Genomic DNA, 20,066 nt, shown 5'->3' on the forward strand with positions numbered 1-20,066 from the left:
GGCTGAAACGGCAATTCGCTTAGAGCGCCTTTTCGTAGATCGCGTATTCGCGGTTGATCTTGCTGTCGATCGCGCCGGCAATGGCGACCATGCCCTGGTTGTCGTCCAGCACCCAACCGATCTCGGCGCGCTTGGCCCCGAACCGCTCGACAGCCGATCGGCGGATATATTCGATCATCATGAAAGCAAGTTGGCTGGCGAGTCGGGAAGATTGCAGCTTCTTGCGCACGCCCATCAGCGGTACGCGCATGTCCGCCGGGTGGGGCTTGCGCAGCCAGAGCAGCAGCTTGAGCAGGCCCAGGATCGAAGGCTTGCCCTTGGGACCGTTCAGCCGCTTCTGCGCCTGGTTGAGATCAGGCCAGGTCATCATGAAGGCCACCGCCTCGCCTTCGTACTCGGCGATGCGGATGAGGCTGGGATGGACCAGCGGCTTCAAGGCCTTGCCGGTATATTCGATCTCCTTCTCGGTGAAGGGAACGAAGCCCCAGTTATCCGACCAGGCATCGTTGAGGATCTCGCAGATCAGCGCCGCTTCCTCGTCGAAGCGCTTGGGATCGACTTCGCGGATGCGGATCTTCGCATTCTTCTCGCCCGAGGAGACGATGCGCTGGATCAACGGCGGGAACTGCTTCGTCACGTCCAGGTCATAGGTGTAGAGCGTCTTCACGCGCTCGTAGCCGGCGCCTTCGATCCAGGGCCGGTAAGCCGGATCATGGTGCGCCATCATCACCATCGGCGCGTGATCGAAGCCGAGAACCTGCAGGCCCGGCTCCTCCCAGACGGACAAGTTCATCGGCGCCAGCACGCGGGTCATGCCTTCTTCGCGCAGCCAGTTCTCGGCGGCGGCGATCAGGGCCGTGGCGGCGTCCTCGTCGTCTGCCTCGATGGCGCCCCAGTTGCCCGTGCCCGGCCCCATGCCCTGCTCGGGCGGCTGTTTCAGCGCCAGTTCATCGATATGTGCCGATATGCGCCCGACGACCTGATCCCCGCGTTTGGCAAGGAACAGTTGCCCATGGGCATGGTCCCAGAACGGGTTCTTGCCCGGCGTGAACTTGGAGATTTCCTCCGAGCGCAGATTCGGCACCCAGTTTGCATCAGCCGCGCCATTTTGACCTGACGCATAGTGCCGATAAGCGTAATCGACGAAGGCGTTCCTGTCGGCCTTGCTGGACACGGGTGTGATGACTAGTTCGGCTTTGGCCACGATCCTGCCTTTGTTCCGCTTTATGGGGATTGCTGGGATCGCGACCTGCGGTCGGTCCCGGCACCTTGTCAAGCGGGACTGCGATGCAGGACCGCCTGCAAACACTCTCCGGGCCGTTTATGCCCGAAGACTTTGAATTCGGACTTTGGACTCGAAAGTATGATTGCCCAGGATGCCATCGATCTGACGCCCGCGCGTGAAGCGCCGCTTCCGCGCGAGGCGGTGCGCCCGCGCTCCTCGGAAATCCCTGACGACAAGGCGATGATGCGCGCCGCCGTCGAACTGACGCGCGACATTTCGCGCGCCCGGCCCGAGATCTACTGGCCGGACATGCTGGGTTCGGCCGCCGTCGGCTATGCCGCGCTGGCAGGCACGATCCTGGTGGACAACACCTGGGCGGCGGTGGCTCTCGGTCTCGTCTCGGCCCTCGCGCTTTACCGTGCGCTGCTGTTCATCCACGAACTGACCCACATCCATCGCGATGCCCTGCCGGGCTTCCGCTTCACGTGGAACCTCCTGGTCGGCATTCCGATGCTGATCCCCTCGCTGATGTACGAGGGCGTCCATACGATCCACCATACCCGCACGCGCTACGGCACGGTGGAAGATCCCGAATACCTGCCGCTGGCGCTGATGAAGCCCTGGAGCCTGCCGGTCTTCGCGCTCACCGCCATTCTGCTGCCGGTGTCGCTGCTGATCCGCTCGGCCGTGCTGGTGCCGCTGGGCGCCGTGATTCCGCCGTTGCGCCGGCTCGTCTGGGGTCGGGCTTCGGCGCTGGCGATCAATCCGCAGTTCAGCCGCCGCGCTGCGGAAGGCCCGTTCGCGCGCATGGTCTTCTGGCAGGAGCTGGGCTGTTCGGTCTGGGCGCTGGGGGTGCTGGCGGCAAGCTATGCCTACGGCTGGCGGCCCCTGCTGATCGCGCTCTGCGTGGTTTCGCTCACGGCCTTCCTCAACCAGGTCCGCACGCTCGTCGCCCACCTCTGGGAGAACGACGGAGACGCCATGACGGTGACGGCGCAGTACCTCGATTCGGTGAATGTGCCGCCGCCGGCGAAGTTCTCTGAACTCTGGGCTCCGGTCGGCCTGCGCTATCACGCACTGCATCACCTGCTGCCGTCGATGCCCTATCACTCGCTGGCGGAGGCGCATCGCCGCCTTGCCGGGCAGTTCGGCTCGGGTTCGACGTATTCGAAGGCGAACTATCCGGGGTTGATGCCCCTGCTCGAACGCCTTGCGAGAAGCACGATGGGAACCCGTTGAAAACGAAAAGCCCCGCGGAAGACGCGGGGCTTTTTTTATCGGGCACTGCTCTTTCCAGGCTACTCTTCGGTGCGGATCAGCACCGTCTCGCCGATCAGCGTGAAGAGCACGAAAGGCGCCCAGGCGGCGATGAGCGGCGGGTACCCGCCGAAGTTGCCCATGGCCAGCGCCGCATTGTCGAGCACGAAGTACGCGAAGCCCAGCGCCATGCCGATCACGGCGCGGATCAGCAATTGGCCCGAGCGCGCCAGGCCGAAGGCCGCCACGGCTCCCAGCAGCGGCATCAGCACCGAGGAAAACGGACCAGACAGCTTGTGCCACCATGCCGCCTCCAGTTCGCTGGTTCGGCGCCCGGCCACTTTCATCGCTTCGATCGAAGAGGAAAGTTGGAACAGGTTCTCCGAATCGGCATCGACCTTGGAGATCATGATCTTTTCCGGCGTGATGCCCGGCGCGACGGTGGCGGAGGCCAGCCGCGTCGTGGTCGTCGTCGCCACATCGAACCGCGTCGCGTTCTGGAAGCGCCAGCCCGGATTGGCGAAGGCGGCGCGATCGGCGCGAAGCTGCTCGACGATGATGCCGTTGCCGTCGCGGCGGTAATAGGTGACGCCGCGCAGGACCATCCGCTCGCCCTGCCCTTCCAGGCTGGCGGCCATCAGCAGGTCGCGGCCGTCCGCCAGGTAGAGGTTCGCCTTCACGCTGGGATCGTTGGGGACCGGCCCATAATTGGCGGCCTGCCACGCACTGAGGGTCGCCGTGGAGCGCGTGACGATGCGTTCGTTGAAAGCCAGACTGCCTAGCGAGATGACCAGCGCCGTCAGGATCAGCGGTGCCAGCACCTGGTGCGCCGACAGGCCCGCCGCCTTCATCGAGATCACCTCGCTGTTCTGATTCAGCGTGGCGAGCGTTATGATCGTCGCCAGCAGCACCGAATAAGGAAGGAACCGCGCCACCAGCTGGGGCACGCGCAAGGACACGTAGTAGAGCAATTGCTCCTGTCCATTGCCGGGATAGGCAAGGATGTCCCCGCTCTCACCCAGCAGGTCCAGCATCTGGAGCACCAGCACCAGCATGAACAGAACCGCCAGGATCCGGGTGACGAAAAGGCGCGCCAGATACCAGGTCAGCGTGCGCGAAGGGAAGAATTCCAGCTGCATCTCAAGAGGCGTCCGCAGGTTCGGGCAGCACGGGTCCGCGACGGCTGCGCTTCAGCAGCGACTTGAATCGCTTGACCACGATTTCGGCGCCCTTCTCGAGCCAGCCTATCGCCTGGCCGCCCGGCACGTAGGCGACGCGCCAGTACATCCACAGGATCAATGCCGCGAAGACGAAGAACGGGCCCCAGAGGCCGAGGATCGGGTTCATCTTGCCCAGGGACGCGACGTCCGCCGCATATTGGTTCACCTTGTGATAGGCGACCACCATGACGATCGAGACGAACAGGCCCAGGGCCGACGTCGAGCGCTTGGGCGGAATCGCCAGCGCCACGGCCAGCAGCGGCAGCAGCAGCATCATGATCACTTCGACCATGCGATAATTGAAGTTGGCCTGGCTCGAGATCCGCTCTTCCTCGGGCAGGCTCTTGTTCCAGCCAAGCTTGGCGAGTTCCGGCAGCAGGTATTCCCGGTCCGAGCCGCCGCGCTTGCGGAACTTCTCGATCTGCGGAAGCTCGATCGGCAGGTCGTGACGGGTGAAGGACAGCACCCGCGGTTCCTTGCCCGGCATGTCCTGGATGATCTGGCCTTGGTCCAGGCGCAGGATGATGGTGTCGGGCGCGCCTTCGAGCGCAAGGAATTGCCCCTGCCGCGCCGAAATCGATAGCACCTGGCCCTTTTCGTTAGCAACGCGCGCAAAAATGCCGATCAGGCGGCGGCCGTTGTCGCGGCTCTCGTCCACTCTCAGCGCGATACGGTCCTTGAGCGCGTTGAACTCACCGACCTTGATCGAAGCGCCGAGCGCCCCCGATTTCAGTTCGTAGTTCAGCTCTTCGTAGTAGTAGCGGGCGAGCGGCTGGAGATAACCGACGATGGCGAAATTCAGCGCCGCCAGCAGCAGCGCCAAGATATAGGGAACCCGCAGCAGCCGCGTATAGCTGAGACCGACCGCGCGCATGACGTCCAGTTCGCTCGATGTCGCCAGTTTGCGGAAGGCCAGCAGAATGCCGAGCATCAGCCCGAGCGGAATCGCCAGGCTGGCATATTCGGGCAGGAGATTGGCCAGCATCTTGAAGACGACGCCGATCGGCCCGCCCTCGGTCGCCACGAAGTCGAACAGCCGCAGCATCTTGTCGAGCACGAGCAAGGACGCCGCGAGCAGAAAGATGCTGAGCATCGGCACCAGCACGAGGCGAAAGATGTAGCGATCGATGGCGCTGAGAAATTTCACGCTGAAAGGTTCACCGGGGCGTCGTCATAAAACCGTGCACCCCAAGCCCTTAACGACTTGGCGCCAAGGGGCAAAGCGAATTGTCTTGCCCGGTTGCATCGCGATCGGCAGCGATCCCCGGCAAAACGACAAAGCGGAATACAGCCGCGCCGAACCGCAGCGAGATGACGGACAGGTCAGCGGCTCGCGGCGACTGAAAGGCAGCAGGGGTTACCGGAAGATCGGAATCGGGGCCGGCCAAGCCGCACGGATCCGGCGATCACCAGGCTGAAATCGAGATGAGCTCGCTCAGGCCTTTTCGAGCGTGCACTGGAGCGGATGCTGGTTCTGCCGGGCGAAGTCCATGACCTGGTTCACCTTGGTTTCCGCGATCTCGTAAGGGAAGATCCCGCAGACACCCACACCCTTTTGGTGGACATGCAGCATGACGCGCGTCGCCTGCTCAAGATCCATATGGAAGAACCGCTTCAGCACCATGACCACGAACTCCATCGGAGTATAGTCGTCATTCAGCATCAAAACCTTGAACTGGCTCGGCTTTTTAGGCTTGGCGCGGGTTTTGGTAGCTATGCCAAGCTGGTCGTCTCCATCCGTGCCACGATCGGAATCCTGGTCGTCCGCGGCGCGAGCGGGCGCGTTGGGAATCCAGTCGGCGCACTGGCCGTGCGCAGGCAGGGGGAGAGGCAATCTGGAATCGGCAGCAAGGGATAGCATGATGACAGAATATCGTATTGCGCGGCCCGGAAACAAGATGCTCCGGCCGATTTTGAAGTCGGGATCGCCCGGCGGGACGACAAAACGGCCGGGTGGGAACCCCCACCCGGCCATCTGCTAAACAGCCGTCAAAGCCCTGACGCGGCTCAGGCCGCGACGTTGCGCGCCTTTTCGACGGCAACGCTGACGCGGCCCGAGATCGGCGCAACCGTGTCGCTGAACAGCTTGAGAGCGGCTTCGCTGTTCTTCGAACCGTAAGCGACGGCGCTGTCGAAGTTCTTGCGCAGGATGTCGCCCTGCAGCTTGAAGAAGTCGGTCGGCGACTTGGCGGCGGCGAGTTCCTTGATGTCACCGGTGAAGGTTTCGAACGCGGTGCGGCTTTCGGCCACCAGTTCCGAACCCATGCCCTGAAGGCCTTCGGCGAAGATCTTGCCCGATTCGATAACGGCTTCGACATTGCCCTTGGCGAAATCGCGGGCTTCGCCGAACGCAACCGAGCTCTTCTCGAAAGCGGCCTTGGCCTTGGCCTGAGCCTCGGTCATGGCACCCTGGAATCCGGCGAAGTTAGAGCTGATGTCCATCGTTTTTTCCTCAAGGATGAAGGGATTAAACAGTCCTGCAAACATATTGGTCTTGGGCTCGGCGATCTCTGCCGCCTTGCCTGATGCTGCGGAAGGTGCCGCCACGCGAGCGGCCACGTCCTGGGCAACCTTGTCGTCCGGCCGGGCCGCGACGGGCGCGACCTGGGAAACCGGAGCGTTCGAACCCGCGGAGGTGCCGGTCTGGGCCGGCGGCAGCGGTAACGAATTCTTCTGGGCCGGCGCAACGGGCTTGGGCGCTGCGACCTTTGCCGCCGGCGTCTTCACGGCCGGCGCAACGGGCGTGAGCACCGGTGCCTCGACAGCGGAAGCCTCGACAGCGGGACCCTTGGGCGCTTTCGCCTTGACGGGTCCCTTGCTCATTGCCGGCTTCGGCGCAATCGCCGGCGCAACGGGCTTGGAGATCGGGGCCTTCGAAACCGGCGGTTTGGAAATCGGTTGGGGCAACCCGGGCAGCGGAGCGGAAGCGGAGGACGCCGATTTTGCGGACGAAGCCTTCGCATCGCCCGTCTTGCCAGCGCCCGTCCTGCCCGCACCCACCTTGCCGTCGGTCGACGACTTGACGTCGAAATCGGTCTTCAGCGGTGCAGCGGACGTCTTAGCGGCTGCGGCCTCGTAAGCCTTTTCAGCGCGCGCATCGTCTTTCGTCTCTTCCTGGCCGGCCATGTGACACTTCCTGCTTTTCTGCTGGCAATTAGGTCTGGGGCGGATCGCGAGAGAGAACTTGGCGCGGCGGATAATCACCCGCTTTCAGATCGCCCTCTCCCGACCACGATTCGGAAAATCTCTGTGCTGCGATGCACAATAGGGGTTTGCAGAAGCGAAGTCAATCAATTCATGTTGCAGTGCAGCATGGCATTTGCAAGGCACTTTGCGTCGGAAGCAGGCTTGCAGCCTGTTCCCTCCGGGAGACCGGTGCGGACTTGCAGTGCAAAAGACTTAGCACCTGCAAAACTTACGGAAATCCCGATCAGGTCCGAAGTGAACGAACCTTCCTGCGGCCGTCCCGAAGGGCAGTGCGCTCGCCGGGAACGGAGAAGCCGAGACATGCGAGGATGTCGCGCGGCCCCGGCTTCGAAAAACAAACAGCCGTTATGGTGCCAGTTTTGCACCGAGACGGTGCCCCTCAACGCAGAGTGACGTACCGGCCCGGCGCATCCTCGATGACCTTGTCGCCGCGCCCACCCGGACGCCGCTTACCCCGCGCGGCGATTTCTTCGGCGCCGAGATCGCGAAGCCACGCGATCCAGTGCGGCCACCAGCTGCCGGGATGTTCCTGCGCGCCCTCCACGAAAGCGTCGAGGCTGTCGGATCGCGCATCGTTGACCCAATACTGGTACTTGTTCGAGCTGGGCGGATTGACCACCCCGGCGATGTGCCCCGATCCTGCCAGAACGAACGTCCAGGGGCCTGCCAGATAATGCGTCAGCTTCCAGACGCTTTCCGGCGGCGCGATGTGATCCTCACGCCCCGCCTGGATATAGGCAGGGGTCGCGATGCGGTGAAGGTCGATCGGCACCCCGCAGGCCTGCATCGAATCGGCCACCACCAGCCGGTTGTCCCGGTAGAGATCGCGCAGGTAGTCGCGGTGCCAATGCGCCGGCAGGTTGGTGACGTCACCGTTCCAGTGGAGCAGGTCGAAAGCGGGGTAGTCCTCGCCCTTCAGGTAGTTCTTCTCGACATAGCTCCAGATCAGATCGTTTCCGCGCAGGATGTTGAAAGTCGCCGCCAGGTAGCGCCCGTCGAGATAGCCTTCCGGCGAGAGCTTCCCCAGCGTCTCGATCTGCGGGTCGTCCACGAAGTGCTTCAGGTCGCCCGCTTCCTCGAAATCGACTTGCGCGGTGAAGAAGGTGGCGCTCGCCACTTTGTCCGCCTCGCCCTTGCGCGCCAGCACGGCCAGCGTGGCGGCCAGGGTCGTGCCCGCGACACAGTAGCCGATCGTATGGACCGACGGGACATCCAGGCGGGCACGAACCACGTCGATCGCTTCGACCTGGGCGGCGATATAGTCGTCCCACACGAGATCGGCCATCGAGGCATCGGCCGACTTCCAGGAGACCATGAACACGGTGACGCCCTGCTCCACGGCCCATCGCACGAAGCTTTTCTTGGCATTGAGGTCGAGGATGTAGAAGCGGTTGATCCACGGCGGGAAGATCAGCAGCGGTGTCTTCAGCACTTTCTCGGTGGTCGGCGTATACTGGATCAGCTGGTAGAGCGGCGTCTCGAACACGACCTTGCCCGGCGTCACCGCGATGTTCTCTCCCAGCACGAACGCGCCGGGGCGGGTATGCGTAAGCTGGCCCTTGCGCATGTCGTCCAGCAGGTTCTCGAAGCCGCGCACCAGACTTTCGCCCTTGCTGCGCTGGGCCGCCTCCAGGGCGACCGGGTTGGTCAGCGGGAAGTTCGCCGGGCTCAGTGCATCGACGATCGCGCGGGTGGCGAAGAGCAGCTGCGCCTTGCGGGCAGGCTCCAGACCTTCCGTCGCTTCGGCCAGGCCCATGATCTCGGCCGAGAGCAGCAGGTAGACCTGGTGGAGCACCGCGAAGAACGGCTGGCGGCGCCATTCGGGGTCGGCGAAGCGGCGGTCGCGAAGCGGCAGTTCCGGCTCCGTAGCGGGAGCGCCCGCCGCTGCATCTGCCCCCGCGTTCGGCCCGAGCCCATATTGCGCCAGGACGCCGTTGATGAGCACGGATACGCCGTTCCAGAGCCGCTGCTGCACGTCGGGACTGGCGAAAGGCAATTGCCGCACCACCGCCTGGCCCGTGGCGATCCACTTCATCGGATCGGCATAGTGCGGCGGGCTCGCCTGCGCCTTGCCGAGTTGCTCGACCTGATAGTCGGTCCAGATCGCGTGCATTCGGCTGGCGATCTGCGCCCATTGCACGGCGTTCTCGGCTTCGGCTAAACCATCGGCTGGCATAAACTGGCCGAACAGGCCCGTGATCTGCCCCATGGCCTGCTGGGATTGGCTGCGGAACATTTCGGTGAAAAGCTCGGTGGCATCGGTCGCCATGTGCGGTGCAACTCCGGTGCAGATTGGGGAATCCGGCGAATCCCTTCCCCGCTGTTCCTATCGACACCCGGCGCGAACGCCAACCGGACAAAAGTTGCGCGCTGCGACGGGTTCGCCTCTCACAATTGCGCTTCGGCCATTTGCGCCGGCGGCATATTCCCCTACAGGAACCGGCGCGGCACTTTCGCCGTGTGTTTTATGGATTGTCAGAGGTCATGGAAGACGAGTTCTACCGCATCAAGCGCCTGCCGCCCTACGTTATCGCCGAAGTCAACGCGATGCGTCATGCGGCACGCCAGGCGGGCAGGGACATCATCGACCTCGGCATGGGCAACCCCGACCTGCCGCCTCCCCAGCACGTCATCGACAAGCTTTGCGAAGTGGCCCGCAAGGAAGACGCGCACGGCTATTCGGCCTCGTCCGGCATCCCCGGCCTGCGCCGCGCGCAGGCCAACTACTACGGCCGCCGCTTCAACGTCGATCTCGATCCCGAGACGGAAGTGGTGATGACGATGGGTTCGAAGGAAGGCCTTGCCAGCCTCGCCACCGCAATCACCGCGCCGGGCGACGTGGTGCTGGCGCCGAACCCCAGCTATCCGATCCATACGTTCGGCTTCATCATCGCCGGGGCGACGATCCGCTCGGTGCCGACCACGCCGGACGAGCGCTATTGGGAATCGCTGGACCGCGCCATGGCCTTCACGGTGCCGCGTCCTTCTATCCTGATCGTCAACTATCCCTCGAATCCCACGGCCGAGACGGTGGATCTCGCCTTCTACGAGCGCCTCGTCGCCTGGGCGAGGGAGAACAAGGTGTGGATCCTGTCCGACCTCGCCTATTCGGAACTCTATTTCGACGGCAACCCTACTCGCTCGATCCTTGAAGTGCCGGGCGCCAAGGACGTGGCGGTGGAGTTCACTTCCATGTCGAAGACCTTCTCGATGGCCGGCTGGCGCGTCGGTTTCGCGGTGGGCAATGCCAAGCTGATCGCAGCGCTCAAGCGCGTGAAGTCCTACCTCGACTACGGCGCCTTCACCCCGATCCAGGCGGCGGCCTGTGCCGCGCTGAACGGCCCGCAGGATATCGTCGAGAAGAACCGCGCCCTCTACCAGAAGCGCCGCGACGTCATGGTCGAGGCGTTCGGCCGCGCCGGGTGGGACATCCCCAGCCCCAGAGCTTCGATGTTCGCCTGGGCACCCCTGCCCCCCGCGCTCAAGGACATGGGCAGCCTGGAGTTTTCGAAGCAGCTCCTCACCGAGGCGGAAGTCGCGGTGGCTCCAGGGGTGGGCTACGGCGAGGACGGCGAGGGCTTCGTGCGCATCGCCATGGTGGAGAACGAACAGCGCCTTCGCCAAGCCGCGCGCAACATCAAGCGTTTCCTGGTTTCGAAGGGTGTGAACACTCCGGCGGCGTGATTTTTTGAGCCTGCAGGCGGGCTATTACAGAGTTTTCACAGCCCGCCTGTAAGAATTTAGGTGTTGTTCCTTAGCGGATATATCCCAGTATATAGGCTCGTTTTTCAACTGGCTGAACAGATTGGGGGGGGAATGACCTATCTGGGAAAGAGCGGGAGCCACATGCCACGATTTCGGTGGCTGGCACCCGAGAAGATATCCGAACGGCTCGATCTGCAGCGCTGCGGCTGGATCCTCGATCCGGAAGGGGTGCCCGCCACGAACTGCGTGGGGCTGATCGATGCGGCCGATCTCGACAGCACCGCCTGGACGCAAGTGCTGTCCTGGCTGCCTTCGGAAGCGCGCCGCTGCGTTCTGGTGGCCGGCGTCGGGGCGGCGCACGATCGCACGTCACTCCTGCAGATCGGCTTCGGCGACGTCGTTACCGAGCGCATCGAGATCGAGGAACTGGACGCTCGCGCAAACCGGCTGGCGCAGTTCACTGAATGGCTGCCGCGCACACGCCGCGTCGGACAGCTCACTCTGGACCTGCTTGCCCGCGAGGCTTTCGGCGACGGCAAGCCGCTCAACCTCAACCCGCGAGAGTTCGCGCTGATCTGGCGGCTGACCGATTCGGTCGACCAGTTCGTCAGCAAGCAGGCGCTGATCTACGACGTATGGCGGATGGGCTTCGTCCCGGAAACCAACAGCGTGGCCGTCCATATGTCGCGGCTGCGGCGCAAGCTGGCCTTCGTCGGGCTTGCCGGGATCATCGAGACTTCGCCGAACGGAGGCTATCGCCTGCGCGTACCCGAAGAACCCCGGGCGGTCGGTCGCGTGGCCGTCAGCCTGGAGGCGACAGGCCCGGAGACGGCCAATTCCCGCCCGAACGCCGCTCAACTTGCCTTGCTGACGCACTGAGCCGGCCCGCTCCGGCCGTCCCTCACCGCTCCGGCTGCCCGCCGGCCGCCGCGCCCGGTGCAAGCCCGCGCCGGAGCGCATCAAGGTCGTCTGGCGTGTTCACATTGGCGACTTGCTCCGGAATCTCGACCCAACGCGCGCCGACCTTTTCGGCGAAGCGGCGCATCGAGTGCGGCTCCGCGCTATGAAGCAGCGCCTCCAGCGTGGCCGCCGCCGCGCTGGGCCACAGGCCGATGACCGGCTGCTGGGCAAGGCAGGCCGGCGCCGCGCCGAGGAGCGCGGGCAGATCCTCGGGCAGGAACACCGCGTCCACGCCGCAGGTCAGCACCGTGTCGTAGCCCTCGTCGACAGCCGCATGGAGCGCGGCGGCCAGTCCGCCCAATGGCCCCATGCCGGGGCGCGGCCAGTCCGGCAACGTCTGCGCCGGCGCGGTCTCGCGGCCCACCACCACCACTTTCTCGCACCATCCCGACAGCGTATCCACGGCCAGCGCGATCAGGCTATGCCCCTGGAACTCGGCCAAGGCCTTGTCGCTTCCGAACCGGCTGGACAGTCCGCCGGCAAGAACGGCTCCGAGAATCATGGCTGCGACCTTTCCGACATAGAGGGAAACCAACGATCCGCCCTTAGGCCCGTTCCCGCGCCGACGGACAAGATCTCCTTTGGGAATGGGTCTTCATCCTTGCATTCGGCGGCAAGCTGTCCTCCACTGCTCGGCGATGAAGACGCTCTTCGATCCCGATCGCCTGCTGGACCAGGGGCTGACCCGTCTGCGCTCCCGCTTCGCCGTGCCAGAGCGGTTCCCCGACGACGTCGTCGCCGCCGCGCAGGTGGCCGCAAGCCGCCGTCCCGACGCGCATGCGGATCGCACGGCCCTGCCCTTCATGACGCTCGACCCGGCAAGTTCCACAGACCTCGACCAGGCCTTCGCTTTGGAGGCGAGCGGAGCGGACTGGCTGCTGCACTACGCGATCGCCGATGTCGCCTGGTTCGTCGAGGACGGGGATCCGCTCGATCGGGAAGCCTGGCAACGCGGAACCACGACTTACCTGCCCGGCGGCAAGGCCAGCCTCTATCCGCCGGTGCTCAGCGAAGCGGCTGCCAGCCTGCTGCCGGGGGCCGAGCGTCCCGCCGTGATCCTCACCGTTCGCATCGACGCCGCAGGAGAGTCCCGCCTCGACGGCGTGGAACGCGCTGTGATCCTCAGCCGCGCCAAACTCGCCTATGAGACGGTGAGGGATGAAGACCTGCCCGGCGGCTTCCTCGAAATCGCGCGGCGGATCGCACGCGCCGAGGACAGGCGCGGCGCCCAGCGCGTCGATCCGCCCGAGCAAGTGGTCGAGAGGTCGCCGTCGGGTCGTTTTTCGCTCGGCTTTCGTCCCCAGCTCCCGTCCGAGCGGCGGAACGCAGCCCTGTCCCTCGCTGCCAACCTGGCAGTTGCGCGAACGATGCTCGAAGCGGGAACCGGGCTTTTCCGCGTCATGGCGCCGCCCGATGCCCGCGGCGAGGAACGCCTGCGTGCCACGGCCCTGGCGCTCGCGCTGGAATGGCCACCGGCCATGCCGCTGACACAGTTTCAACGGCGCCTCGATCCCGGCAAACCTGTCGAGGCTGCATTCATGCTGGCGATCCGCCGGTCCGGCTCGGGCGCCTCTTATCGGCCCTACGTTCCCGCAGGGTCGGATGCTCTCCGGACGGATACCGCGAGAGCGGACTGGGCCGAACTGCCATGGCACGCGGCCGTCGCGGCGCCCTACGCCCACGCCACCGCCCCGCTCCGGCGCCTGGCCGATCGTTACGTCCTGCGCACGGTGCTGGCCCTCGCTCAGGGACAAGCCATGCCGCAAAACGTTCTCTCGGCGCTGCCCGAACTGCCCGGCGTCATGGCCCGCGCCGGCTCGCGCGATGCGCAGATCGACCGCTCGGTCATCGACCTTGCCGAAGCGACCATGCTCCACGGCCGGGAGGGGGAGACGTTCGAGGCGGTGGTCACCGAAGCCAGGGAAAACCGCGCGCAAGTGCAGCTCAAGGACCTGCCGGTAATCGCCACCGCCGCCGGGGCGCCGGGCGCTGCTCCGGGCACGGTGCTCACTCTCCGCCTGGTTCGCGCCGATCCGGTGGAAGGCGCTCTGACCTTCGAGGTGGCCGATTAATTTTCCCGCATCGAAAAATCAGCGTTGCACTACCCACGATCCGTTGTTAGTTGCGCCCTTCTCCACACGGATGGCCCGATGGCGGAGTGGTGACGCAGAGGACTGCAAATCCTTGCACGCCGGTTCGATTCCGGCTCGGGCCTCCATCTTATTCAAAAGAATTCAGGCACTTAAAGCCTCCACCGCAAACGACGACGGTGGGGTGGAGAAGCCGTAGGTGGGGCATTTGGGGGAGCTAGCAGAGGCCAGACCCTCACCTAGACCCCTTTGGTCATCCGACCTTTCTGTTCGCGAATCATGTCCTGTTTGTTGAACCGCAGAGAGGTTGTGATATCCCTCGCAGTTCGATCACCGGGGGGATCATGCGTCATATTGCAGTCGGGCTGCTGCTATTGGTCTGCGGTTGCAGCGAACAGCCAAGCAGAGAAGAACTTTTGAATCGCGTCTCTGAGCTTGAGGACGAGAACGCGAACTTGCGGCAGCAGATCGAAGACGCAGAATCGTCTATCGCGGAAAGTCAGGAAGCTGCTCAAAGAGCGCAGGACGCCGCAGGGGAAGCGCAATCCCAGGCTCAGCGGTTCGGGACCGAAGACTGGCGAGACGTGGTGTCTGACGTGCAAAACGCCGCCGATGAGGCTAACTCGGCGGCTCAGGATGCGGCCAGTCTTGCGGATGACGCTTCAGGAGCGTTCGACTGAGCGTTGAAAGACGTGCTGATGGATATCGCCGTGGACGTAGGAAAGAAGGCGTTCGGGTTTCGGGAGTGCTGGGTGGGCATGGGGTCCCTGCGCTTCCTTTCTGCCCATGGAAGTTCCGCATTCGATCTAAAAGGCCTGTCTCAGACCCGTCGCCCTTACCATTGCGTGAAACGGTGGAAGCGTGGGAGTTCGCTATGCGGTCTGCTGGATTGCCGCGCACTTTGACGACCTGTCGAAACTTGAATTTCTGACGGCCAAGAAAGGCTTGAAGCGGCAACAAGAGCGCAAAGCTGAGAACCGCAGAAAACCGCCGTTTTTCGCCATTTCCGAATATAAGCCGGATTCTAGAAGAACACGCCTTCTTGTTGTGATCCGAATATACTGCCTATTTAAGAAGAACAGCTTTCGCCTCCCCCATCCTTAAGTGATCGAAAAGCCCACAATCAGGAATGAAAAAGGGTCTCACCTTCAGACCCCCTCTCTCTCCCCCTAAAGCTCACTCTGAGCAAACTCTAAGACTCAATGACCATACCATCATTCGCGGCCCCAGCTAGGTCGCGGAAGCCTCCGCGTGTCTCACGTCCCGAAGCTCCCGAAACTGTCGCCTCCTTTATCGAGCAGGCATTAGCTGATCCTATGGCGCCTCCTGCTCGGGAGCGAAAAGAACGCGGCCCGAACCGTAAGGCGGGCATCTGGGATAGCCTCACGACCCCTGAAGCACGTTCCGCCTACGCCAAGGCCCTCGCCGCCAAGCGACAACCGCAGAACATGGCGCGGACTTGCCAGCGCTCAGGGACTCCGAAGGGCTGGGACCATCGATCCGCCGCAGTCGCTAAGACCGCAGCCCGGATGGAAGCCGAGGCACTTGTTACCAAGCTACAGAACAAAGGCATTATCGCTCCCGAGGACACAGAGGGAGCCAAGGCAACCGCCGAGGCCCTAACCATTGTCCGCGCTCCCGGAGGTATCAGCGAGCGCCGTAAGTGGGCGAAACGCCTCTTGACGCATTACCATCCCGACATTGCAGGAGCCGTGTTTTGAGCCGAGGCCGCGAGCAAGTTGCCTTGCGTTTTCGGCGGGAAGCCCACCCTCTTATGTCGCAACCGTGCATTGTGCCCACAACCCACAAAAGGGACGGTAACGGCTATGTGCGCGTAACGAAACGCGGCCTTAAAGGTGACCGCGCTAGGCCCCTTCATCGAATTGTCTACGAGGCCCGCCATGGTCTCGGATCAATCCCAGACGGCTGGGAGATCGATCATATTTGCGGGCGTAGGGACTGCTGCAATCCAAGCCACCTTCGAGCCCTGTCGCGGTCGGAGCACAAGAAAATCACGTCCGCGATGCGTTATGACGATGACCGTGAAGCCGTCTGGGCTCACTGGCTCTACTACCGCAGCACCGCCGCTGAATTAGCCAAGATTTACGGCTTCAAGGCGCGAACAATCGCGGGCTGGATCACCGAATGGAAGGGCAACCCAGCCTACAGCCCGGCCATGACGGCTCATTAATCAATTCTCCCTCTCACCGCCGCGTCATCCGTGCGCACACCTTTCGAGGCGATGCTGAGACCCAACAATCCTAGGAAAATAGCCAGACATGGCACTCTATGATGACTTCCCCCAGGGAGTCCTTACCCCCGGCTTTCTTGACGGCGCTGGGCAATCGCAAGCCCCTGCCTCTCCCGTCTATCAAGCTCCCCAATTCGATACCGCCGCGCTCGACAGCGTTGCGGCCCAACCGCTCACACAAGCCTCCCCTCAGTTCGAGAGGCCCGGTTTCCTTCGCCGCATCAAGCAGCAACCGGGAGGCTCCAAGGCACTCCTAGCCTTCGGTGCCGGTCTATTGTCCAGCCAGAACTTCTTCGACGGCCTGGGCAAGGGCGCGATGGCTTACCAGAACACTCTGGACGCGGAAGCCGAGAAGCTGAAGCCCCAGCTTACGAAGGATGCTGCCTTCAGCTATCAGCGCGACCCCCGCACCGGGGAGCTTACATGGGACCGCACCGCGGTAGGCGATTTTGACGAGGCCCAGGCCATTCGGAAGCTGCAATCCTCGCTCGCTATCGCCCAGCTTCGGGACGAAGGGCAGACCCTCCGCAACCGCGATGACCTGAAGTTCAAGGACCGTTGGGAATCGCAAGAGGACGATTACCGCCGTTGGCGCACCGATCGCGAAGGCGAGTGGCGCAGCGCCGACAATCGCACCAGCATTGAGGTCGCGAACATCGGAGCGGAATCCGCTTGGAACCGCGCCGTCATCGAACAGGGTGGACAGGCAGGAAAACCGCCGCCCGTTGGCGTTCAAAAGATGGTGGGCGAATACACAAGCGCCCGAGACGCTCAGGACAACGCGGAGGCCCAGCTTGCGCCGCTGATTACCGCTATCGAGCGTGGGGACCTCAGCTTCAATGCCGCGAGCAACCTTCGCCATAAGGCAGCGCTCATGACCGGCTTGGGTAGCAATGCGGAAACGGTCCTCTACTCCCAGTTTCAGACCTCCCTTGAGGGTCTGAGGAACGCTTTGCTTGTCGCAAACAAAGGCGTCCAGACTGATGGAGACGCTAATCGAGCGATGGCCGAATTGCTGGCTGGAACCGGCGACACCGCGTCAATCCTTACCAATCTCCGTAGCGTCCAAAAGTCCCTCAAGACCCGAAGCTCTCAAGCCCAAGGCCGAATCGACGAACTTGCCCGACAGTATGGCGCGGACGTTGGCGATAGTTCCCCTTCGACGCCCCGCGCCGCAATGCCTCCCCGCAAGGCCGCGACTTCGCGCAAGCCTTCAGTTTCCAATTGGTAATTCCGTATGCCTCGTAACATCACCGTGACCTTCGCAGACGGGTCAACCCACGTTTATCAGAACGCCCCGGATGACGTGACACCCGATCAAGTGACGGCCCGCGCTGCCTCCGAATTTGGAATGGGCGTAGCGTCCATCGACGGCGGTCGGGAGTCCAAGCCCACCGCTGCCCCTACGCCTCCCATGAGCGGGGAACTGTCCTCTTCTCAGCAGCCTTCTGGAAGCGCCGAAATCTACGCCCCGGATGGTTTCGGGGGTAACTCCTACAACAATGAGACGGGACGCTTCGATGACGCCTGGATTGCCCAGCAGGAGGCCGCCTATCAGGCAAGCCTCAAGGACAATCCTCCTGTCTCTCCGGTAGCCGCTCCGGAGCCATCCTCGCCCGCTCCGCAGCCTGAGCAAACCTCTCGCCTCGGAGCCTTCGGGCTCGGGGCGCTGGACGGCATTTCGTTTGGCCTTGATGATGAAATTGGAGGGGGTCTCGCTGCCGTCATTCCCGGTATTGGGAAAAGCTCGATTTGGGATGGGAAGACCCTCTCCCAGGCGGCGAACGAAAACATCGACGCTTACCGGGGCGTCAAGAAAGCCGCAGAGGACGAACACCTAGGCTACTTCATCGGGGGCGGCCTAGCAGGAGGTCTCGTGCCTTTCAGTGGCGCCCTCGGAGGCGCTAAGGCCGTGAGCAACCTCGGCAAGCTCGGAGCGGCCGCGAAGGCGGGGGCGGCCTACGGCGCTGCCTATGGCTTCGGCTCCGACGAAGGCGGCATCATGGACCGGATGGACGGCGCAGCGCTAGGCGCTGGCGTAGGCGCAGTTGGCGGCACTGCGCTTCACGGCGCTGCGACGGCGGGCGGAAAGGCTCTAAGCCCCCTCGCCCGCAAGCTGCTTCCGAAGCTCGCGGATGCCCAGTTCGCCAAGGGACAGGCATCGAATGCCTATGCAGCGACGGACGCCGCCGTGTCTTCCGATTTGGAGAAGTTGGTTCAAAACCTCAGCACCAGCAATTCAGCTAAAGCGAAGCTCTCAAAGACTCAGAAAGCCACGCTCTTGAGCCGGATCGACGATCTTGAGGCGAGCTATCTCCCAGCGAATGAAGTCCGCTCTCTGGACCTTCCTCCATCGACGAAAGCAAAGCTAGATGCCGCGATGGCGAAGCGCCACTTGCTCAGCGATACGGAAGTCCAAGCGCTTCGCGATGGCACTCCCGCTGGCGAGGCGGTAGCCGAAGGTATCGAGAAGGCCCGACGCCTGCGAGCCTACGTGCCTGAGGGCCAGGGAAGGTCTGGGAATCGGTTAGCCGGAAGCCTTGGAGATGCCGTGGGGTCAGCGGCTGGCTACAAGTTCGGAGGCCCGGTAGGCGGAGCCATCGGCGGAACCTTGGGTCGTGCGATCACCCAGCGTCTGGATGCAAGGGCCGCTAGGGAAGCGATGGCGCTCGCGAACAAAGCTCCCCAGTTCGCCAAGCTCCCGGAAGTCATAGCCGCTAGGGAAGCAGGAAGCGGAAATGACGCCCTTACCCGCTTGTCTAGTGACGCTCTGGACGCCCGTTACCTTGCGGAGCGTTCTGCCAAGCAGGAGACGGAACGCCTTACCGCCGAGGGAAAGAAGGTCGCTATCGCCAACGCTCGCGACAACGTGCGCCCTAATGGCGGATATCGTGGCGAAATCTATGAACGGACAGGCCTGCTCCCTGCCGAGCAAGACGCGGGCAACCTCAAGGCCCTGAAGGACGGTGCGATTACCTTGGAGCAGTTCCAAGCGCATTTGGACGACCCTGCGAAGCTCATGCCGGGGAATGCGGGCAACGGGATGATTGATCGCCTCGCAGGAATGGCCGATGATGGAGTCTTGAAGCGCGATCCTAAGTGGTCCCCTCCACCTGCCAATCGCACTGTTAGCCGTGAAGGCGCTCAGGCTGCATTTCATGAGGCAGACGCCCTGTGGAGGCAGGCTCACGAAGCAGATGCGGCCTTGTTCGAGCGAACCGGCTTAGACCGAACGGAGCGGCCCACCTTCGCTGCCGTAGAGGAAGCATTTGCCCGACGCGAGCAGGCCCAGCGAGACCTCGCAGGCACGGAAGCAGCGATCCGCAATCCTCTTGCCTACGCGGCTACCGCAAAGGGTAATCAGCAGCGGGTCTCTGATTCGTTGTCATCTGTCTTGAGCGATCCTTCGCTTCCGAATGCCCATCGCGAGACCCTTGCAACGGCGATTGCTGCCATCGGCAACACGTCCAGCCGCGAGCGAGCGCAGGGAATCGCCATGGACGCCTTAGACCGGCTCGGAGCCGATCACCGGGAGCATGGGCGTTCAATCCTAAGTCCCTTGATCGAGCAGATTAAGAGGTAAGCGAGAACGGCCCTCCGCAGGCTCAGGAGTCGAAATGAGACGCAAGGGCTACTCAGGTAGCTCACGCCCTACTTTTCGACTCCCTGAGTCCCTGTGGGCCGTTTTCAGCCCGGTTGCCCGATCATGTTGCGATGGTTCTCCATCCGCTTCCCGTCATCCATCAATGAGCAGACGTAAGAGCGTCCGGTGAATTCGTCGCCAATCGCCTCCGCATAGGCGCGGGCATTGTCCTCGCATTGTTGTAGGCCGGTAGCGTGGCCGATCAGCTTGTTATCGTCCTCATTACCGTCTTCTACGTTGCGCCAATACCAGACCTCATAATCGGCCTTGTTCTCCACGTAGTCGCACGAGTAAGCAGACGGATACTTAGAGCAGCCGCAAGCACTCAGCGCCGCGCAGCACAAAACCGCAGTAACAGACCTTAACCGCATAATCCCCCCGTCGCATCGAACCGCGAAGGGGAGGCCTACCAACTCAAAAACGTAAGTGCCATCACCTATGACAAGCTCGCCTCGCTATCCCGCTGTAGAGATGGACGCAGCGAAATACTCGCCCCTGAGCGCCTTTC

Annotated in this window: 16 protein-coding genes, 1 tRNA gene and 1 pseudogene; 10 read left to right on the plus strand and 8 right to left on the minus strand. The window is 63.2% G+C overall.

All coding sequences use genetic code 11. The annotated features are described in order from the left end of the window. Positions 1-19: 19 nt before the first annotated feature. Positions 20-1,204 carry a hypothetical protein gene (locus L284_RS26225; RefSeq protein ID WP_021232237.1) on the minus strand — a complete coding sequence of 395 codons (1,185 nt, stop codon included), beginning with the start codon at positions 1,202-1,204 and terminating at the stop codon, positions 20-22. A 159-nt stretch (positions 1,205-1,363) separates the two neighbouring features. Here L284_RS26225 and L284_RS26230 point away from each other — a divergent pair, with 159 nt between their 5' ends. After that, a complete protein-coding gene (locus L284_RS26230; protein WP_021232238.1) occupies positions 1,364-2,464 on the plus strand; it encodes a fatty acid desaturase family protein in 1,101 nt (366 codons plus the stop codon). A gap of 59 nt (positions 2,465-2,523) precedes the next feature. Here L284_RS26230 and lptG read toward each other — a convergent pair whose 3' ends face one another. The 5 genes from lptG to L284_RS26250 form a co-directional block, all read right to left on the minus strand. Next, entirely contained in the window at positions 2,524-3,621 is a 1,098-nt protein-coding gene (lptG, locus tag L284_RS26235; protein WP_021232239.1) for an LPS export ABC transporter permease LptG, read from the minus strand. A 1-nt stretch (position 3,622) separates the two neighbouring features. Further along, positions 3,623-4,849 carry an LPS export ABC transporter permease LptF gene (lptF, locus tag L284_RS26240; RefSeq protein ID WP_021232240.1) on the minus strand — a complete coding sequence of 409 codons (1,227 nt, stop codon included), beginning with the start codon at positions 4,847-4,849 and terminating at the stop codon, positions 3,623-3,625. A 288-nt stretch (positions 4,850-5,137) separates the two neighbouring features. Further along, positions 5,138-5,563 carry an ATP-dependent Clp protease adapter ClpS gene (gene clpS / locus L284_RS0123590; RefSeq protein ID WP_235054246.1) on the minus strand — a complete coding sequence of 142 codons (426 nt, stop codon included), beginning with the start codon at positions 5,561-5,563 and terminating at the stop codon, positions 5,138-5,140. A 146-nt stretch (positions 5,564-5,709) separates the two neighbouring features. Continuing rightward, a complete protein-coding gene (locus tag L284_RS26245; protein WP_021232242.1) occupies positions 5,710-6,828 on the minus strand; it encodes a phasin family protein in 1,119 nt (372 codons plus the stop codon). A 460-nt stretch (positions 6,829-7,288) separates the two neighbouring features. Beyond that, positions 7,289-9,178 carry a PHA/PHB synthase family protein gene (locus L284_RS26250; protein ID WP_021232243.1) on the minus strand — a complete coding sequence of 630 codons (1,890 nt, stop codon included), beginning with the start codon at positions 9,176-9,178 and terminating at the stop codon, positions 7,289-7,291. A gap of 215 nt (positions 9,179-9,393) precedes the next feature. Here L284_RS26250 and L284_RS26255 point away from each other — a divergent pair, with 215 nt between their 5' ends. Beyond that, on the plus strand, positions 9,394-10,593 hold the full coding sequence (locus L284_RS26255; protein ID WP_021232244.1) for an LL-diaminopimelate aminotransferase: 1,200 nt from the start codon (positions 9,394-9,396) through the stop codon (positions 10,591-10,593). Positions 10,594-10,755: 162 nt separating this feature from the next. Continuing rightward, the gene (locus L284_RS26260) at positions 10,756-11,493 is read left to right on the plus strand and encodes a winged helix-turn-helix domain-containing protein (RefSeq protein ID WP_152524584.1); all 738 of its coding nucleotides are present in this window, start codon (positions 10,756-10,758) and stop codon (positions 11,491-11,493) included. A gap of 22 nt (positions 11,494-11,515) precedes the next feature. Here L284_RS26260 and mobA read toward each other — a convergent pair whose 3' ends face one another. Next, positions 11,516-12,076, minus strand: a complete 561-nt coding sequence (gene mobA, locus L284_RS26265; RefSeq protein ID WP_021232246.1) for a molybdenum cofactor guanylyltransferase — start codon at positions 12,074-12,076, stop codon at positions 11,516-11,518. Between the two features lie 136 nt (positions 12,077-12,212). On the opposite strand from mobA, the gene L284_RS26270 reads away from it, so the two are divergent. From L284_RS26270 to L284_RS26300, 7 genes and pseudogenes are all read left to right on the plus strand, one after another. Then, on the plus strand, positions 12,213-13,646 hold the full coding sequence (locus tag L284_RS26270) for an RNB domain-containing ribonuclease (RefSeq protein ID WP_021232247.1): 1,434 nt from the start codon (positions 12,213-12,215) through the stop codon (positions 13,644-13,646). Positions 13,647-13,718: 72 nt separating this feature from the next. Further along, positions 13,719-13,792: transfer RNA gene (locus L284_RS26275), tRNA-Cys, on the plus strand. A gap of 216 nt (positions 13,793-14,008) precedes the next feature. Continuing rightward, positions 14,009-14,344, plus strand: a complete 336-nt coding sequence (locus L284_RS26280; RefSeq protein ID WP_021232248.1) for a hypothetical protein — start codon at positions 14,009-14,011, stop codon at positions 14,342-14,344. A 1,094-nt stretch (positions 14,345-15,438) separates the two neighbouring features. Then, positions 15,439-15,660: pseudogene (locus L284_RS49055) on the plus strand (HNH endonuclease signature motif containing protein); the annotation flags it as partial. A 27-nt stretch (positions 15,661-15,687) separates the two neighbouring features. Beyond that, positions 15,688-15,855, plus strand: a complete 168-nt coding sequence (locus tag L284_RS48605; protein ID WP_021232250.1) for a hypothetical protein — start codon at positions 15,688-15,690, stop codon at positions 15,853-15,855. A gap of 88 nt (positions 15,856-15,943) precedes the next feature. Continuing rightward, on the plus strand, positions 15,944-17,146 hold the full coding sequence (locus tag L284_RS26295; RefSeq protein WP_021232251.1) for a hypothetical protein: 1,203 nt from the start codon (positions 15,944-15,946) through the stop codon (positions 17,144-17,146). Between the two features lie 183 nt (positions 17,147-17,329). Continuing rightward, entirely contained in the window at positions 17,330-19,498 is a 2,169-nt protein-coding gene (locus tag L284_RS26300; protein WP_152524586.1) for a hypothetical protein, read from the plus strand. Between the two features lie 104 nt (positions 19,499-19,602). On the opposite strand, the gene L284_RS26305 is transcribed toward L284_RS26300, so the two are convergent. Beyond that, positions 19,603-19,836 (minus strand): hypothetical protein, encoded by a 234-nt coding sequence (locus L284_RS26305; RefSeq protein ID WP_021232253.1) that lies wholly within the window; start codon positions 19,834-19,836, stop codon positions 19,603-19,605. Between the last annotated feature and the right edge of the window lie 230 nt (positions 19,837-20,066).

Source organism: Novosphingobium lindaniclasticum LE124, assembly GCF_000445125.1.
GTDB lineage: Bacteria > Pseudomonadota > Alphaproteobacteria > Sphingomonadales > Sphingomonadaceae > Novosphingobium > Novosphingobium lindaniclasticum.